At 46.2% G+C, this 18,977-nt stretch carries 11 protein-coding genes and 1 pseudogene; 9 read left to right on the top strand and 3 right to left on the bottom strand.

Annotated elements, in window-relative coordinates:
* Positions 1-185: 185 nt before the first annotated feature.
* Positions 186-353: a hypothetical protein gene (locus MKY19_RS23455; RefSeq protein ID WP_339798052.1), complete on the top strand. Its 168-nt coding sequence runs from the start codon at positions 186-188 to the stop codon at positions 351-353.
* Positions 354-576: 223 nt separating this feature from the next.
* Here MKY19_RS23455 and MKY19_RS23450 read toward each other — a convergent pair whose 3' ends face one another.
* Together MKY19_RS23450 and MKY19_RS23445 are read right to left on the bottom strand one after the other, a co-directional pair.
* Positions 577-903, bottom strand: coding sequence for an AzlD domain-containing protein (locus MKY19_RS23450; protein WP_339798048.1), 327 nt, complete (start codon positions 901-903; stop codon positions 577-579).
* Positions 894-1,421: pseudogene (locus tag MKY19_RS23445) on the bottom strand (AzlC family ABC transporter permease); the annotation flags it as partial. The gene MKY19_RS23450 and the pseudogene MKY19_RS23445, both read right to left, overlap by 10 nt.
* A 281-nt stretch (positions 1,422-1,702) precedes the next feature.
* On the opposite strand from MKY19_RS23445, the gene MKY19_RS23440 reads away from it, so the two are divergent.
* The 4 genes from MKY19_RS23440 (at position 1,703) to MKY19_RS23425 (ending at position 7,276) form a co-directional block, all read left to right on the top strand.
* On the top strand, positions 1,703-3,913 hold the full coding sequence (locus tag MKY19_RS23440) for a hypothetical protein (protein ID WP_339798045.1): 2,211 nt from the start codon (positions 1,703-1,705) through the stop codon (positions 3,911-3,913).
* Positions 3,914-4,071: 158 nt separating this feature from the next.
* Positions 4,072-4,632 carry an ECF-type riboflavin transporter substrate-binding protein gene (locus tag MKY19_RS23435; protein WP_042190972.1) on the top strand — a complete coding sequence of 187 codons (561 nt, stop codon included), beginning with the start codon at positions 4,072-4,074 and terminating at the stop codon, positions 4,630-4,632.
* Between the two features lie 110 nt (positions 4,633-4,742).
* Positions 4,743-6,449 carry an ABC transporter ATP-binding protein gene (locus MKY19_RS23430; protein WP_339798042.1) on the top strand — a complete coding sequence of 569 codons (1,707 nt, stop codon included), beginning with the start codon at positions 4,743-4,745 and terminating at the stop codon, positions 6,447-6,449.
* Positions 6,446-7,276: an energy-coupling factor transporter transmembrane component T gene (locus tag MKY19_RS23425; protein WP_339798039.1), complete on the top strand. Its 831-nt coding sequence runs from the start codon at positions 6,446-6,448 to the stop codon at positions 7,274-7,276. The genes MKY19_RS23430 and MKY19_RS23425 overlap by 4 nt, the downstream gene beginning before the upstream one ends.
* 52 nt (positions 7,277-7,328) lie before the next feature.
* Here the strand turns inward: MKY19_RS23425 and MKY19_RS23420 are convergent, their stop codons facing one another.
* Complete coding sequence (locus tag MKY19_RS23420; RefSeq protein WP_339798036.1) at positions 7,329-8,315, bottom strand: Na/Pi symporter; 987 nt, start codon at positions 8,313-8,315, stop codon at positions 7,329-7,331.
* Between the two features lie 99 nt (positions 8,316-8,414).
* Here MKY19_RS23420 and MKY19_RS23415 point away from each other — a divergent pair, with 99 nt between their 5' ends.
* The 4 genes from MKY19_RS23415 (at position 8,415) to MKY19_RS23400 (ending at position 18,977) form a co-directional block, all read left to right on the top strand.
* Complete coding sequence (locus tag MKY19_RS23415; RefSeq protein WP_339798033.1) at positions 8,415-9,839, top strand: class I SAM-dependent rRNA methyltransferase; 1,425 nt, start codon at positions 8,415-8,417, stop codon at positions 9,837-9,839.
* Positions 9,840-10,129: 290 nt separating this feature from the next.
* On the top strand, positions 10,130-13,642 hold the full coding sequence (gene addB / locus MKY19_RS23410) for a helicase-exonuclease AddAB subunit AddB (protein ID WP_339798030.1): 3,513 nt from the start codon (positions 10,130-10,132) through the stop codon (positions 13,640-13,642).
* A 2-nt stretch (positions 13,643-13,644) separates the two neighbouring features.
* On the top strand, positions 13,645-17,754 hold the full coding sequence (addA, locus tag MKY19_RS23405) for a helicase-exonuclease AddAB subunit AddA (RefSeq protein ID WP_339804478.1): 4,110 nt from the start codon (positions 13,645-13,647) through the stop codon (positions 17,752-17,754).
* A gap of 41 nt (positions 17,755-17,795) precedes the next feature.
* Entirely contained in the window at positions 17,796-18,977 is a 1,182-nt protein-coding gene (locus MKY19_RS23400) for an exonuclease SbcCD subunit D (RefSeq protein ID WP_339798027.1), read from the top strand.

The following is an 18,977-nucleotide window of genomic DNA, read 5'->3' as shown; positions in this document are numbered from 1 at the left end:
GAGATACCAGCATACTTTTTAGTCATTTGAGCATACTTTCGGACTCCAGGGACAATATTCTTGGAAAAGTGGTACATATATTAGCAGTGATTTTGTAAAGAAGCCCAAAACTGCGCCCGTATCGCCCGGAAGGCGCGAAAGGTGAAAAAGAGGGGTATAAATCCCCCAGATATCGCCCGGAAGGCGTGAAACGTGAGAAAGAGGGGTATAAATCCCCCAGATATCGTCCGAAAGGTGTGAAACGTGAGAAAGAGGGGTATAAATCCCCCAGATATCGCCCGAAAGGCGCGAAACGTGAGAAAGAGGGGTATAAATCCCCCGATATCGCTGAGAAGGTGGTGCGGAGCGCCTGAAAGAGAAGCTCTTGCTTACAATCACTATAAATGACTTGTACTAAGTCATCTTTTTAACTCTTTTATGGACGAAACTGGCATGATGAATCCTGATCGTTACGCAGAAATAATGCAGCTATTCCTGATAACGAATTCTTACGAGTAGCGCCAAGAAGTGGTCAGATAAGAGACGGGGGGGAGCAGCAGCCACGGTAACTCATTGCTTTTGGGGTCCCCTGCATGATCAAAAAAACATCCGCAGGATCATGATCGAAACAATCCCAACCAGTACAGTTCCTAGCAAACTCCGGGTCTTAATAGCGATCCAAAAAGTAGGGATTGCCGCAAAAAGCTCAACGTTATTAGCAATAGGCGAGAATTTTCCATCATTTAAGAGGATCTCCTGACCTATTAGTGCCGCCATAGCAGAGATAGGAACATAATTTAACCAGCGCATTCCCCATTCAGGCAATTCGAATCGGCTTAGAATCATTAATGGAACCACCCTTGGTATGAAGGTTACCAAAGCCGCCCCTAGAATAATCAAAAATACATCCCATCTCACTTCCATTTTTCAAGCACCATCCCTACTGTTGACGCAATGACCGTTGCAATAATGACACCCACACTACCGGAGAATACGAAGGAGCTAGCTACAGCGATGATTACTGCTAGGATTGCGACAACTAAATCAAGTTTTATTTTATTACGATCAATCATGGAAATAACAAGGATGCCAATGAACATGGCAGGTAAAGCAAACTGTAGACCGAATTGATCTGGATCAGAAATCCACTGTGCCAAAAAAGCTCCTGCTATATTCGCAATAAACCAATTTAAATAGGCAGTGAGATTAAGGCCATGCATCCATTTTTCACTGATTTTTTGCTTATTCACTGTTTGATTAATAGCAACTCCAAAGGTCTCATCTGTCAGCAGGGTTCCAACCAGCATGTTTCTCAGTGGGGTGAGATGCCGGAAATAAGGTGACAGAGCTGCACTAAGCAAAATATGACGAAGATTCACGATAAATATCGTAACGATAATAGCAACAGGTGAGCTGCTTACAGCTATCATTCCAGCAGCTATCCTCCTCTTTTGGAGTAGGGATTGTCTCTAGTTGAAAGTTCTCTAAACTCATCATAGCCCCCTTGGTTCAAAAAAAGACTGTAGTAGCTAGCATATTACTTCCTAATATATTGATCAACCTATCACCTGATTATCTAGTCTGAAAGTCCTGAATTTGGCTTTATGGAGTTATAGGGTAAACACTTGGTGTACAATTGTCGATATAAGTAAAAGAGTGTGGGGATAAACCACCAAACGACATTATAACCTAAGGGAGAGAACAAATGACTGTGTACAGGAAAATGACGAAAATGCTCCTCATCATGATATTGTTAGCTACTGCGGTTTTTCCGGTAAGTGTCTTTGCAGCTGCCGGCGATATCAACTCGATTGAGTTTGAAAGCTCAGCCAAAGTGCAGCTTACGGTTGGACAAACGCCAAAGCAACTGAAGGTATATGCGAATGTGGAAGGGTCCTCCTCCAAAAGAGATGTGACCGGTGCAGTGGTATGGAATTCTTCTAACACTAACGCTGTAAAAGTAGTAAATGGCTTATTGACTCCAATAGATAGCGGAAAGGCTATTATTACAGCTACTTATAATCATGCACTCGCTACTATAGAAGTAGAGGTTTCACATCCGATCAAAGAATTGAAGCTTGAATATAGCTCCGAAGGGAACTATAAATTGGGTGACGAAGAGGATAAACTGTTGGTCAAAGCCAATGCGATTGGTGGCGAAACAGCGACTTCTGCCAAGGATGTAACGGCTGATACCACTTGGAGCAGCTCCAATACAAGCGTATTGACGATTGCAGAAGGTAAAATCACACTGGCGGGTGAAGGTACCTCAACCATTACTGCCAAATACAAGGATCTAACAGCAACCTTTAAAGCTGTAGTCAAATTGCCTTATTCTGAAATTGAGCTTAAAAATGATAAGGGTATCGTAATTAAGGAAATTGAAATGCTCGTTGGCGATAATCCGGTGAAAGTAGCTGCGTTTACCAAAGAGACTACAAAGACGACCGCAAATGATATTTCAGAGAAAGCGGAATGGTCATCTTCTAATACAAGTGTCGCTACTGTAGACAAGGGAGAAATCAAAGTACTGTCCGCAGGAAAAGCTGTAATTACAGTATCTTATCTGGGGATTACACAAACTGTGGATGTATATGTACGTGCTCCTTACGAGGCGTTATTGCTTACTCCATCAGGCGATCAATTCTTGTTTATGGGTGAGAGCTTGAACGTTAAAGCAGAAGTTAGAGATGCTGCGAATTCCACTCCGAATGTATCCAGTAGTGCAGTATGGAGTTCGGACAACCAACTCGCGGCGACGGTTACTGCGGGTACTGATGCTGCAGCGATCACCGCAAAAGCAGTGGGAACATCGGTTATTAAAGCAGAGTACAGAGGGATTAATAAAAGCTTTAAGTTGACGGTATATCCTACGATTACTGAGTTGGAAGCTGATAAAAAGGAACTGGACATGTACACAGAGGATTCCGTTAGTTTGCCAAAGGTCAACGGAACTAAGCTAGATGGAACGAAACTGGATCTCAGTCAAGAAATCGAGTGGACTTCTGCCAACGATGAGATCGCCACCATCAAAGATGGCAAGCTCGTTGCTGAAAAGGCTGGTACTGTTAATATTGTCGGCAAAATAAAATCAGAGAATCCTACCTCCTCCAAAGCGGCTATCCGGGAAAAAAGTGTTGTAGTGAGTGTTACAGTTAAAGATAAGGTTCATATTTTGCTCGGACCAGAGGAAAACGTTGTGATTGTTACTGGTGAAGAGAAGGCTGTTCCTGAAGTCAAAGCTGTGATGGAAAATGGGAATGAACTCGATGCTACAAGTACTATGGAATGGGAGATTACCGGTACGAATGCAATTATCAAGACAACCTCTTCCGGCAAGGTAATCAAAGGTCTGGTGAAGGGTTCTGCCACTTTAAAGGGAACCTACGCTAATAAGACTATTAGTATCCCGGTTACTATTGAACAAAAGGTTACTAAAATTGTTGTAGAACCGAATGCGATTGAATTGAATATTAAAGGTTCTAAATCCATAAAGGTAACGGCTTACTACTCTAATGGTAAGACGGGGAATATCTCCAGCAGCATGAATTGGGAGTCCTCGAATGAAGCAGTTGCCACGGTTAAAAGTACATCTGTTAAAGCCATAACAGAAGGAACTGCGACGTTATCAGGTTCTTACCAAGGGCTCGCTGCTAGTGTCAAAATTAATGTAGTTCCTAAGCTAATGAAGTTGACTGTCAACGAGAATAGACTGAAGATGGCTCCAGGAGCTGTTCAGAATGCAGTTGTGATTGCGCAGTATGATACAGGGAAGACCGCTATTGTTACTGGAAGTGCGGCGTGGACTAGCTCTAAGCCTTCTGTAGCTAGAGTATCTGCTAGCGGCCAGATTGTAGCTGTGAGCAAAGGAACGGCATCCATTAAAGGAAAGATTGGCACCAAGACAGTGACGGTAACCGTTACTGTGAAATAGATAAAACAAATCATATAATAACTCTATAAGTGGTCTGGGTCTGCAAAGCCAACATTAATGTTGCTTTGCAGATTTTTTTATTTTAATCTATATTAATTCCGACTATTCCGATGTATAATTACATAAAATAAAAGAGAAGCGTTGGGGGAGATGAAAATATGGCAAAACAAAAGGTGTTATCGATTAAGACGATTGTTGCGATTGGTATCGGTTCTGCTTTATTCGTTATTTTGGGCAGGTTCGGTTCGATTCCATCCGGAATTCCAAACACTAACATTGAGACTACATACGCTTTACTGGCATTGTTCGCACTGTTGTACGGTCCGTTTGCCGGATTACTCATTGGCCTGATCGGACATACACTAAAGGATGCGATTTTTTATGGTTCCCCTTGGTTCAGTTGGGTGATCGCTTCTGGAATTGTTGGGCTCGTTGTTGGTCTGCTTGTGGCTAGAATTGGGATTCATGACGGGGAGTTCGGGCGAAAGGAACTGATTCGTTTTAATCTGGCCCAGATTGTAGCAAACGCAATCGCCTGGTTCTTAGTAGCACCTGTACTGGATATTCTAATCTATGCAGAACCAGCGAATAAAGTATTCACACAAGGACTTATCGCCGGAGCATCCAATATAGTCACTGTAGCAGTGATTGGCTCACTACTCGCAATTGCATATGCAAAGACAAGAACGAAGCAAGGCAGCTTGACCAGAGAAGCCTGAGTAGCATATAATCCAAACCAAAAGCCGGTGGAGATCACCGGCTTTTTTATGGCTGTAAAACATATAATGGAAGTGAAATTCTTCAAACGAAGCTAAGAGGAAGGTCAAGGATGAAAAAAGCAGTGATTGAATTTAAGGATTTTAGTTTTCAATATCGAGCACAGCAGGAGCCTACACTCACAGATATCAACTTAACGATTGCCGAAGGGGAGAAGGTACTTATTGTGGGACCCTCTGGTTCTGGAAAAAGTACACTGGCTCATTGTATAAACGGACTCATCCCTTTTGCCTATAAAGGTGAAATGTCTGGGTCATTGCGAATTATGGGTCTGGAGCAGAAAGAACTTAGTATTGCGGCATTGTCGGATCAGGTCGGGACTGTACTACAAGACCCGGATGGACAATTTGTTGGATTAACGGTTGGTGAGGATATCGCCTTCAGTCTGGAGAATCACGCGGTTCAACAGGCCGAAATGATAGAAAAGGTAGTGGCTGCGGCAACAGCCGTGGATATCCACGAATATTTGGGAGCGTCACCTCAGGAATTGTCAGGTGGTCAGAAGCAGAAAACAACCTTAGCTGGTGTTCTAGTTGGTGATGTGGACATCCTGTTGTTTGATGAGCCTTTGGCAAACTTAGATCCATATACCGGCACAAAAGCGATTGAGCTTATTGACCGAGTGCAAAAAGAGACCGGTAAAACGGTTATTATTATCGAGCACAGACTCGAGGAAGTACTTCACCGTGCGGTGGACCGCATTATTGTGATCCATGACGGACGCATTGCGGCGGATATGCCAGCCGCTGAGCTATTAAGCACTCGCTTACTTTCAGAAGTAGGTATTCGGGAACCTCTCTATTTAACGGCTTTAAAGTATGCAGGATGTACGATTGCATCAGATATGAATCCACAGCATATAGATGAAATTCGGCTGGACTCTTGCTCCAGCAAGCTTGAGTACTGGTATGATAATAATAATTCGCAGCAGGATAAACGTGAGAGTCTACCTATCCTTGAGTTACATGATGTTTCATTCGGTTATGAGAAGAGCAGACCAGTACTTCATAAACTTAACCTTCTTATTCATAAAGGAGAAATGGTCTGTATAGCTGGGAGAAATGGTGCCGGGAAATCCACGGTATCTAAGCTTATCTGTGGCTTTTATAAGCCCACTTCCGGTTCGATATTGATGAACGGAAGGGATATTGCCAAGGATACGATTAAGGAGCGGGCAGAGCGGATCGGTTTCGTGATGCAGAATCCTAATCATATGATTTCTAAGACGCTTTTATATGATGAGGTTGCGCTAGGCCTTAAATTACGAGGGGTGTCCGAGGAGATTATTCGTGAGCGAGTGCATCATGTTTTGAAAATATGCGGTCTATACGCTTTTCGTAGCTGGCCCATCTCTGCGCTCAGCTACGGTCAGAAGAAACGTGTGACTATTGCATCTATTATGGTCCTGGAGCCGGAAGTGATCATATTAGATGAGCCGACTGCAGCACAGGATTATAGGCACTACAACGAAATGATGGAATTTCTTTTGATGCTTCGGGAACAGGGAATGACGGTCATTATGATTACGCATGATATGCATCTTATGCTGGAGTATGCCGATAGAGCTGTAGTGTTGTCTGATGGTATTAAGCTTGCTGATGATAGCCCTGAGCGAGTATTAACCGATATAGAAGTAGTGAGGAATGCTAATTTGAAAGAGACCTCACTATTTACATTGGCTATGAAGGTCCAATTGGATCAGCCAGAAGAGTTCGTAAGAAGATTTATTGCATACGACAGGAGGAGCCGGGGCGGATGAAGGCCACAATGTTAACTTTTACGAAGCAAGATTCACCTATTCACCTTCTTACAGGCGCTACTAAGCTGATTTTATTTATAGTGTGGTCTGTGACAGGGATGATTACATATGATACAAGATGTTTAATAGTGATGCTATTATTTAGTTTGATTGCCTTTAGAGTCTCTAAAGTTCAATTTCAGGATTATGCTTTCGTACTATATTTTATCCTGATCTTCTTTGTGCTTAATCATATAGCTATCTTTATTTTTTCTCCTTTGGAAGGTGTAAAGGTTTACGGTTCACGTCATGATATTGTTCATCTTGTAGGTCGGTATACCGTTACATATGAGCAGCTATTCTATCAATTAAATATTGCCCTTAAGTATGCAGTAGTCATTCCCATGGCACTGTTGTTCCTTCTAACGACAAATCCTAGTGAGTTCGCAGCGTCTTTAAACCGGATTGGTGTGAATTATAAAATTGCGTATTCTGTATCGCTTGCGTTGCGGTACATTCCGGATATCCAAAGAGATTATGAGAATATATCGTTCTCTGCTCAGGCACGGGGAATAGACATCTCTCGAAAAGAAAAGCTGCCTAAGCGGCTTAAAAATATCATTTCGATTCTAATGCCCTTGATTCTGACTAGCATTGAGCGAATTGAGAATATTAGTACGGCTATGGAGTTACGTGGCTTCGGAACTAATAGAAAACGGACTTGGTACAGCAGTCGTCCGTTCTCAAGAAATGACTATATTGCTTTAATCATATTCGCTCTGATCGCAATATCTTCGACGGTAATCACTTTTTACGATGGATCGCGGTTTTATAATATTTTCGATTGAAGTATAATAGTACAGTTGTGGAAAGTTTGGGATCAGGCGTTACAGTATATTGTTACGATTGAAGACGTTTCTCCAGTCTTGACCATACAGGCAGGTAACATAATGGCAGTGCGATTAGCGAGCATACTACGTTAAAAATAGTCTGTGCATGGGCGATTTGTGAGGCGGCTCCTCCGCCAATCCATGCAGCAGTTGCTTGTAGGGGCCCAATAAGAGGTAGGAACAGTAGCGCACCGCTTACATTGAGGACAACATGCGACCAAGCGACAAAGACGCCAGAAGACGAGCCGCCGATGGAAGCGATGACTGCCGTGACGCAGGTACCGACGTTGGCACCGAGCACGATGGCTATGCCGAGCTCTGGTGGCATGGCACCCGAGGCAGCAATGCCCATGGCCATGGCTATAACTGCTGCGCTGCTATGTAACAGGGCAGTTAAGCAGGCACCTGCGGCGAGTCCCCATAGGGCACTTGTGGCGGCATGATTCAGGAACCAGAGGAATAGGCCACTCTCTTGAAGAGTTCCGCCGATGGATTGCATGACTGCGATTCCCCATAAGACTAGGGCGAATCCTGATACAGCCAGGCTGATGAATTGCAGCGGCTCTGATATTTTCCGGCACAGTGCTACCGCCCGTGACGTATGTGGTAACTCGCCTGCTATAACCGCAGCTGCCCACAGACTCAGCGAGGCAGCCAGCAATGGGGAGGCCATGGAATTGATCTGAAGTCCGATCAGTTCTGTGGTCAAAGTAGTGCCGATGTTGCTACCTAAGATAATGCCTAGTGTACGAGCATAGGTGAGCAGGCCGGCATTCACCATACCGATCGTCAACACGGTTACAGCCGTGCTGCTCTGAAGCAGGGCCGACAGCAAGCTACTGGCAATCATTCCTTTGATTGGTGTAGAGGTAGCCTTATTAAGGCTTCTAGTCATCAGAGGGCCTGCGAGCTTGGACAAGGCTGTTTCCATTAGCTTCATGCCAGCCAGAAAGATAATAAGACCATATATGATAGGGAAAAGCAGTTCACGGAACATAGGGCATACTCCTTTGGACGAGGGTTGTACACCAATATATGAAAGTAACAAGTAGGACATGTATAAAATCATTTTTAGAAAAACAGGGAGTTGAAGTCATTGGCATCGGTTATTTTAGAACGCAATCGCAAAAAAAGATTAGAACAGGGCCATCCATGGGTCTACGCAGGTGAAGTTGCATCAGTTGAAGGAAACCCAGAAGAAGGGGGATTAGTAGATGTCCTAAATCATCAAGGCCGGTTTTTGGCCGTGGGCTATTACAATCCAGCATCGCAAATCCGGGTGAGAATTGTATCGCAGGGACCACTGGCGATCATGGATACAGCTTTTTTCGTAGAACGGTTTACGAATTGTCTGCACCATAGAGAACGTTTCCTCCCTGGGGCAGATGCATATCGTTTGGTTTATGGTGAGGCGGACTTTTTGCCAGGGCTTATTGTGGATCGGTTCGGGGATATTCTGGTTGTACAACTCCTTACACTCGGAATGGACAAGCGCCGTACAGAGATTGTTGAAGCACTTGTACAGGTTATGGCACCGCGTGGTATTTATGAACGCAGTGATGTTAGCGTGCGCGAACTGGAAGGGATGGAGCAAACTACAGGTGTGCTGTACGGGGAATGCCCACGTCATGTTACCGTAAGTGAGAATGGCCTTAAGCTGGTAGTAGATATCGAAGAGGGCCAAAAGACAGGCTACTTCTTTGATCAGCGTGAGAATAGAGCATCTATTGCCCCACTCATGAAGGGCTGGGGTGGACGAAGTGGCATTACGCTGCAAGAAATCGAAGCAGAAGATGGCTCGTTACAAACTTTGCCGGTAAACAAGAGTGGTAAACATGTAACCTTCCCTTATTGGGATGGTGCTACAGTGCTGGAATGTTTCTCGCACACAGGCAGCTTCACTCTGCATGCTTGCAAGTATGGTGCGAAAAAAGTAACCTGCCTTGACGTTTCCGCTCATGCCATAGAGAGTGCCAAAGTCAATGTGGAGCTGAATGGTTTTAGTGATCGAGTGGAATTTGTAGTGGATGATGCTTTTGCCTACCTGCGCAATCAGGTAAAAGGTCTGGAGGAACGTTCGGAGCGCGCGACGATTGCAAGCGGAACGGAATCAACAGCAGCGTCTACAAATGCTAAATCCGGAGGCAAAACAACCAAAACGGATACCTCCAAGCCGATGACAGCAGGTGGAGGTAAAACTTGGGATGTAGTTATCCTAGACCCTCCAGCGTTTGCGAAAACCAAAAGTGCAGTAGCAGGTGCTTGCCGTGGTTACAAGGATATCAATCTACACGGCATGAAGCTGGTGAACGAAGGCGGATATTTGGTTACTGCAAGTTGTTCGTACCACATGCAGCCGGATCTATTCCTTGAGACGATTGCCGACGCAGCTAAAGATGCAGGTAAAGTATTGAGACTTGTGGAATGGCGTGCCGCAGGCAAAGACCATCCGCAGATTCTAGGCGTTAACGAAGGACACTATCTGAAGTTTGCGATTTTTGAAGTGCGGAGTAAGAAATAAGCTGGCTGTTCATATAGACAATGGATGTTGATCCGTAAAAGGAATCTTTAAACAAGGATTCCTTTTACGGATTTTTTGCTATGTTCTGAAAAAAGTTGAAATCGGGATTTACAAGATTGTTATTGTAAATCATTAGAAAATACTAGCAAACGCATGTTCTGATTTGTGCAGCTATGTTATACTGAGGGGACGAGGAACGACTGAACTTTTTCATTTGAACATTATCAAACGGTGAGTATTTCACCTTGTTTCATATACATTTTCTCCGCTACGGAAGGAGTCTATCATTTATGTCGGTAACCTTTTTACTAGGCCGCTCTGGTAGTGGCAAGACAACAAAAATATGGGAGTCTATTTCTTCTTCATTAGAGAAGGAGCCTCTTGGCGCGCCGATCATTATTCTTGTACCTGAACAAGGTTCCTTTGGAGCAGAACGGGGGCTTTTGACCGTAGGGAATGTGAAGGGAAGCATTCGGGCGCAGACACTGAGCTTTTCTCGGCTTGCCTATCGAGTGAAACAGGAAACTGGAGGCAGCGCTAGTCTGCCGATCAGTGAAGAGGGTAAAAAGATGTTGATTTACAAAATCATCAGTCGCCGTAAAGAGGAACTGAAATTATTCGGTGCCTCTGCCGACAGACCGGGTTTTGTCGAACGGTTGAATCAACTGCATACGGAGATGAAGCGTTGCTGCTTGGCTTCCTCTGATTTAGAGGAGCAGTTATCCGCAATGCGAGGCGCTATTGCAAGAAGTCCTATTCTTGAAGGGAAGCTGGATGATTTACAGCTGGTATTCAGCGATTTAGAGAAGGAAATGTCACGCCTCTATATCGACGAAGAGGATCGTTTAGCGGAACTAGCTGAGCATATTCCTGATTCCTCTTACATTCGCGGGTCGGAGATTTGGGTAGATGGGTTCCACGGCTTTACCCCGCAGGAATTCGTAGTGCTTCGAGAATTGATGCAGCAAGCATCGAAGCTGACCGTGTCCCTTACACTTGATCGTTCGTATCCCTATGGAGATCAGTTGAATGAGCTTGAATTGTTTCACCCAACTGCGGTTACTTACATTAAACTGCGTGGAATAGCTGAAGAGCTGGGCATTGATGTGTGGGACGAGCTTCTGGAGCCAGCGGTTCTTCCGCGTTTTGAAGAAAGTCCTGTTCTTGCTCATCTCGAAAGGGGATATGACCGCCGAAAGGTCTGGATGGGTGCAGATGAACTGGCAAATGAAGCGATATCTATAGGCGCAGCAGTTTCTCATAGAGCAGAGGTTGAGGGAGCACTGCGTGAAATGATCAGACTGGCGCGAGATGAAGGTGCAAAATATGGTGAAATGGCCGTATTGATGCGTAATATTGGAGATTACGAGCAACTGATTAAACCGTTGTTCCAAGATTACGGAGTACCTTTTTTTCTGGACCAGAAGGTAAATGAGCTGCACCATCCATTGGTAGAGTTTGTACGCTCCGCATTGGATGTGGTGCGTCGACGCTGGCGCTTCGAGGATGTATTCCGCTGTGTAAAGACAGAGCTTTTGCTACCGCTGGACGGTAGTATTACGCGTGAGGATATGGACGCCTTAGAGAATTATGTGCTGGCTTGTGGGATTCAAGGGTATCGCTGGACGGATGGCCGTTCATGGAAAGGGATTCCTAGCTTGTCGCTGGAAGGCGGCAGACAGATGGATGAAGAACTGCTTGCTACAATGGAGCGATGCCGTGCTAGTATAACGGGACCTCTATTTGCTTTTGAGAAACGGATACAGAAGAGTAGAAGCGGCCTTGAACTATGTACCGCAGTGTACAGGCTGCTTGATGAGACGGATGTTGCCCGAAAGCTGGAGAAACTTAGTGTCGGTGCTATGGAGAAGGGGCAACCCGAGAAGGCTAGAGAACATAGTCAGCTTTGGGGTGCAGTGCTTGATCTGCTAGATCAGATCGTCGAGATGATGGGCAACGAGAGACTTGAATTTGATGTGTTCACCGGAGTCCTAGAGACAGGACTTGCTGAGCTTAAGATGGGACTTGTTCCTCCCGCGCTCGATCAAGTACTGGTTGGTAACATGGATCGGACTCGACCAACGGGAGTTAAATACGCTTTTTTGCTTGGATTTAATGAAGGTGTTGTGCCTGCGCAGTTTAAGGAAGATGGAATTCTCTCGGAAGGCGAACGCTCTGTGCTTGAGAACGCCGGTATGGAGCTTGCTCCTGGTGCTTCTCGTAAGCTGCTGGACGAGCGGTTTTTGATCTATAATGCGCTAACGACAGGAAGTCGAAAGCTCTGGATTAGCTACGCCACTGCTGATGATGAGGGCAAGGCGCTTCTTCCCTCTGAGGTAATCCGTCATTTGCATAGAATGTTCCCAAGGGTTCATGAGCACAGCTTGGCAGCACTTCCACCTGTAGGACTACCAGAAGAAGTCAGAGATTCCATTCACCTCGGTTACATTGGTCATCCAGAACAGAGTCTTCGTGCATTGATTATGCAGCTACGCCAGTGGCGCCAGGGGACGGAGATACCTGAATTATGGTGGGATGTGTATAACTGGTTCGCTGCTGATGATATTCGTAGTCTCGAATTGAAACGTCTGCTCAGTTCATTGTTCTACCGTAACGTGGGAACGAAGCTAAAACGTGGAACAAGCCTTAGATTGTACGGTGGATCGACACTGCGAGGCAGTGTGTCCCGGATGGAGAAGTTTGTTGCTTGTTCCTTCTCCCATTTTGCATCTTACGGACTTAGACTGAAGGAACGCCAGCTATATAAGCTGCAAGCACCTGATATTGGACAACTGTTCCATGCTGCATTAAGTGACATGGCGGTAAGACTGAAAGAAGAGGGCCGCGGCTGGGGAAGCTTGTCTCCAGAGGAATGTCGGCGTGAGGCAAGTGAGACGGTAGAACGTTTATCGCCGATGCTGCAGGGTGAAATTCTGATGAGCTCTAAACGTTACGGATACATCTCACGCAAGCTGAAAAATATTGTTGGACGTGCTTCTGTAATTCTGGGCGAGCATGCCCGCCGAGGCAGCTTTGAGCCGGTAGGGCTGGAGCTGGATTTTGGACCGGATAAGGAGTTGCCTCCTTTAAGAATTACGCTGCCGAATGGCTGTGTGATAGAGGTTGTTGGACGGATTGACCGTGTAGACATGGCCCGAGGAGAGAATGGAATTCTTCTGCGGGTGATTGACTATAAATCGAGTCAAAAAGACCTCAAGCTGCACGAGGTGTACTATGGATTATCGCTACAGATGCTGACCTATCTGGATGTGCTGCTTACGTATTCGGAGCAATGGCTCGGGCAACCGGCGCTTCCAGCAGGGACACTGTATTTCCACGTACATGACCCACTGTTAACCTCATCTAACGGGATGAACAAGGAACAGGCAGAACAAGAATTGCTGAAACGCTTCAAGATGAAAGGACTGCTTACAGCAGACCGCGAGGTAGTATCCCTGATGGATACGACTTTAGACAAAGGGTATTCTTCTATCGTGCCTGTAGCAGTAAAAGCTGATGGCAGTTTTTATAGTAGTGCTTCTGTAGCTACACCAGAGCAATGGGGACACTTATTATCATCCGTTCGGGGAACGATCTCGGATATCGGGACACGCATTACGGAAGGTGATGTGGCGATTGAGCCATACCGGATTGGGCAAGAGACAGCCTGCACATTCTGTTCCTTTAGACCCGTCTGCCAGTTCGATGAAGCCGTGGAAGGCAATGGCTACAACAATCTGGGTAAGCCAGGGAAGGACGTTATTTGGGATCTGCTGTCCCGCAAAGGAGGAACTACACCGTGAGTATGAAGTCTGAAATAGAAGCGAAACCGGAAGGAAGCATATGGAGTGATGACCAGTGGCGCGCCATCGCTGAGAGCGGTGATGATATCCTCGTTGCCGCGGCGGCAGGTTCCGGTAAGACAGCGGTACTTGTAGAACGGATTATTCGCAAAATCAGCAAGGAAGAGAATGGCTTTAGCGTAGATAGATTGCTGGTAGCTACGTTTACCAAAGCTGCTGCTGCCGAGATGCGCCAGCGGATTAGGGAAGCACTAGATCGGGAGCTTGAGGAGAATGGAGAGAATGACCATTTACGCCGTCAGCTGTCGTTGCTCGGGAAAGCCTCGATTACAACACTACACTCCTTCTGTCTGGAAGTGATCCGGCGTTACTATCAGATTATTCCTATAGATCCTGGTTTCCGTATCCTGAACGAACATGAAGCAGAGATGATGCGGCAGGAGCTGCTTCAAGAGCTACTGGAGGAAAAATACGGTGAAGTAGGTGAAGATGGCGCGGATAGCGTATTTGTACAGCTTGCAGACTGGTTCAGTGGTGAACGCAGCGATGATGCGGTACATGCGCTCATACAGCGACTGCATGATTATGCCCGCAGCCATCCTTGGCCAGAGCAGTGGCTTCGTGATACCGCAGCTGATTTCTCATTACCAGACACAGATAGCTTAGGTCGAACTCCTTGGGTGCTAAGTATTCTTGAAGAAGCGAAGCTGACCCTTGCGGGTGCAGCCAGTCAGCTTATCCAAGGCCGGGAGATCGCGCTACAGCCGGGTGGTCCGGCGCCTTATGCCGAGAATTTGACGACTGACCTTGAGATGGTAAATGCATTGCAGGAGGCTGTGAATGAACGGCCATGGGCAGAATTATATGATATTTTCATGGAAGTATACTTTGGAAAATTGAAAGCTTGTAAGAAGGATTCGACAGATCCTGGACTGCAGGAAATGGTTAAAGAGCTGCGCGATAGTGTGAAGAAGAGTATTTTAGATCTTCAGAAGGCATTGTTTGGCCGTCCTGCAGATGTTTTTTTGAGAGAACTGAACGAGGCGGCTCCTCTTATGGCAGAGCTTGCTGAGACGGTGATAGCGTTCGGTGAACGTTATCGAATCGAAAAAGCAGGACGGGGTCTCGTCGACTTTAGTGATTTGGAGCATTATTGTCTGCAAATTTTGCGCCATCCTGATTCTCTACCAGGCCATTCCCTGCCTTCTGATGCAGCGATGGAGTACCGTGCCCAATTCGATGAGGTTCTGTTAGATGAATATCAGGATACGAATAGTGTGCAAGAAGAGATTGTGCGGCTTATCTCCCGCGAAACACCTGGTAACCGATTTATGGTCGGAGATATGAAGCAAAGTATATATCGGTTCCGTCTGGCAGAGCCGGGGCTGTTCCTGGATAAATACCGTAGCTTTGGCTCTAAGAATGCCGGAGATGGCAGTAATACAGTAGACGAATCCGAGTTATCTGAGAAGCCTAATGAATCGTCCGGCGGTTCGGTTATCGATCTAGCCCGTAATTTCCGTAGTCGTATGGAGGTTGTAAATGCCGTAAATATGATTTTTCGGCAGATTATGAACGAGACAGTGGCGGAGATTAATTATGACGAACGTGCTGAGCTTGTGTATGGAGCGAATTTCCCGGGTGCAGCAGAGAAGGGGCCAGATACTTTTTTTGCACCAGAGCTATTATTGATCGATCGCGGAGCGGCAGCAGGTAAAGTAGAAGAGACTGAGGACAGTGAGACTCCACTTCAGGAAAGCGAAGCTATTGAGAGTGAGACTGCGCAACTGGAAGCACGGGCGATTGCTCGCCGCATTTTACAGATGACTGGCCTGAATGGCGGATCTCCGCTGCTTATTTATGATAAAGGGCTTAAGATTATGCGCCCAGTGATTTATGGTGATATCGTGATTTTGCTTCGTTCGGCGAGAATATGGACCCCTTTAATTATTGAAGAGCTTCGGATGGAGGGAATCCCTGCTTACGGGGATCTGAATAAAGGCTATTTTGAAGCTACAGAAGTAGAAATTGCACTCTCACTCTTAAAAATAGTCGATAATCCTCAGCAGGATATTCCACTCGCTGGTGTGCTTCGTTCACCTGTTGTTGGTTTAACTGAAGAGGAACTGGCTAAAGTTCGGATGTACAGCCATGGTTCTTTCTATCGTGCTGTACAAATGGCAGCAAACATGCAAGATGCAAACGAAGCTGAGGAAGAATACGATCTTTTCTCGGCTCATGTGATAGAAACAGCAAGTGCAGCGGAAGAGAAAGTTACCTCAGATAATAATGATGAAGTCATTAATGAGGTGGAATCTGGAAGTGGAGCTTTACCGCAAATCAGCCTAAAGCTGAAGCAAAAGCTTAAGAATTTTCTAGAACGGCTTGAAAGCTGGAGAGATGCGGCTAGACAAGGCAGTCTCAGTGAGCTGATCTGGCGTATTTATGGTGAGAGTGGCTATCTGGAATGGGTTGGAGGCTTGCCTGGTGGCTCACAGCGACAGAACAATCTTAAAGCTTTGTATGATCGGGCTGTTCAATTTGAGAATGATACTGCGGCGCGTGGGTTGTTCCGTTTTCTGGTGTTCATTTCACGGCTTCGTGAGAATGGCGGAGATCTTGGTGTAGCTGGTGGTGGCGGTGAAGAGGGCAATGGGGTCAGAATTATGACCATCCATAAATCCAAAGGCTTAGAGTTTCCTGTTGTTTTTATAGCGGGTATGGCGAAGCAGTTTAATCGACAGGATTTGCATTCTCCTTTCCTGATGCACAAAGAGCTTGGCTTCGGGCCACGTTTTGTGGAGCGGGAAACACGGGTCAGCTACCCAACGCTTCCTTATTTGGCTATTAATCGTCGTACACGACTTGAATTATTGGCTGAGGAAATGCGGGTATTATATGTAGCTTTAACTCGTCCGAGAGATAAGATGATTCTAGTCGGTACCGTAAGAGATTTACCACGGAAAATTGCTAGCTGGAGCAGTGTGCAGAATCGGGATGAGCTACTGCTTGCTGATCATTTACTAGCCCGGGGTCGCAGCTATCTGGACTGGGTTGGACCGGCATTGATCCGGCATCCGGCGGCGGCTATTCTTCGGAAGCTAGGCGGCTCTGAAGGTACCGTCTCGACAGTGCTGCACAGCGATGTCTCGAACTGGAGCATCAGTGTGCAGAATGCTTCCGAGCTGAATTCCGGGGCTTTCCTTCCTTCGGATAACTCAGAGGGCAAAGCAGAAGAACGTCAATCTGTACTCAAGGCGCTGCAAAAAGGTGAATCTGTAAGTGTCTATGGATCAGTGAATAGCGATGAAATTGCTAGAAGACTAGAATGGCCTTATCCATTTGCGGCTGCCTCTGGTATTCCTGCCAAAACCTCTGTTACAGAGTTAAAATCTTTGTTGTCGATGCAGGACCAGCCTTCTTATGATCTCCTAGAGGAAAGTGGCTATCCTGTCACCTCAACAGAAAACAATAAACGTACAGATGTAGCAGGAGCAGACAGTCTGCATTTGCGGCGTCCGAAATTTATGGAAAAGCGCAGTCTAACCCCAGCGGAGCGCGGGACAGCCTTCCATACGGTTATGCAGCATATTCCGCTGGAGGGTTCTGTTGATCCTAAAGTTGTGGAAGAAACATTAGCCCGTCTGCAGAGATTAGCTATTCTAACTGCTGAGCAGGTGGAGGCGGTATCCCCCGATCAGATAGAGACTTTTTATACGAATGAACTTGGTCGTAGATTAATAGATTCTTCTTGGAAGCTTAGAGAAATGCCGTTCAGTTATATGCTTCCCGCAGGCGAGGCTTATGGAGGGCTCGATTATATGAATAAAGCCGTCTCAGAGCTAAGCCATGGAAATAATAATGAAGGCTTTAGTGAAGGAGTGCTGATCCAAGGGGTGATTGACTGCCTGTTCCGCGAGGAGGACCGGATTATTCTGTTAGACTATAAGACGGACTCTGTTTTAGAACATCAGGGTGGGTTAGAAGCGCTTAAGGAAAAATATCGTTTTCAGCTAGAGTTATACAGCAAGGCATTACATGATATTTTGGGAGAACCGATCAGCGAGATTTGGCTGTACTTTTTTGACGGCGGACATGCTGTGAAATTATAAATCTATTCATTACCGCATAGGAGCGGGGAAAGAGGACGAAGATGCGGATATTGCACACGGGAGATTGGCACCTCGGCCGAACGCTGGAAGGAAGAAGCCGGCAGAAGGAGCAAGAGCAGTTCATAGATGAATTGGTGGAGATCGCCGATTTTCATAAAGTGGATTTGATAATGATGGCGGGAGATGTGTACGATTCCGTTAATCCACCAGCGGCTTCAGAACAACTATTCTATGAGGCTGCCGCAAGGCTGACTTCAGGGGGCAGGCCCCTTGTTGTGATCGCCGGAAATCATGATCAACCGGAGCGCGTATCTTCAGTTTCACCGCTTGTATTAAGGCAGGGGATTACATTAGTGGGGCTTCCTACCTCAGAGCCAGTGACTGTTCATGCTGCACGCACGGGTGAGATCGCCAAAATCGCAGCTCTTCCTTATCCCTCCGAGGCGCGTCTCGGTGAACTGCTTGCAGGAGATAGCGGAGAAGAGGAGCTTCGACTGGCTTATAGCGCACGGGTAGGCAAGCTCATGCAGCTGTTGGGACGGGAATTCACGCCGCAGACTGTAAATTTGGCGATGAGCCATATTTATGTGCTTGGTGGTGTGGAAAGTGATTCGGAACGTCCAATTCAAGTGGGCGGAGCGTATACCGTTGATCCTTCTGCTTTGGCTTGTGGAGCGCAATATACTGCACTAGGTCATCTTCATCGCGCACAACGTGTCAAAGGGGAAGGAATGATCCGTTACAGCGGATCTCCACTGGCATACAGTTTTTCTGAAGCAGGACAGGCTAAATCGGTGACGCTGATTGATGTTGCGCCGGGTGGTGAGCCAACCTTTGAAGAAATTTATCTTCGCTGTGGGCGTCCGCTTGTAAGATGGAGCTCCACTGGTGGATTGCAGGAGGTATATAACTGGCTGGATGAAGGTAGAGATGCTTCTGCTTTTATAGATTTGGAGATTCGGCTTAGTGAAGCCATGTCGATGAATGATATTCAGCGCCTGCGCAAATCACGCGAGGGGATCATTCATATTCGTCCCATCTACCCGCAAATGGAGATGGAGCTCGAACAAACTGCCCGTTCACGAATGCCGGTGCAAGAATTGTTCCGTAAATTCTATCAGCGTCAGACAGGTGGAGCGGAACCGGAAGATAAGCTAATAGAGCTGTTCTTACAGCTAACCGAAGAAGAACGGCGTCAGCCGGAGGAAGGAGAGGAGAACTAA

The organism is Paenibacillus sp. FSL R5-0744 (genome assembly GCF_037972555.1).
In the GTDB taxonomy this organism is placed as follows: Bacteria; Bacillota; Bacilli; order Paenibacillales; family Paenibacillaceae; genus Paenibacillus_AQ.
Note: the sequence above shows the minus strand (reverse complement) of the source record. Positions and strands in the feature narration are given on the sequence as shown.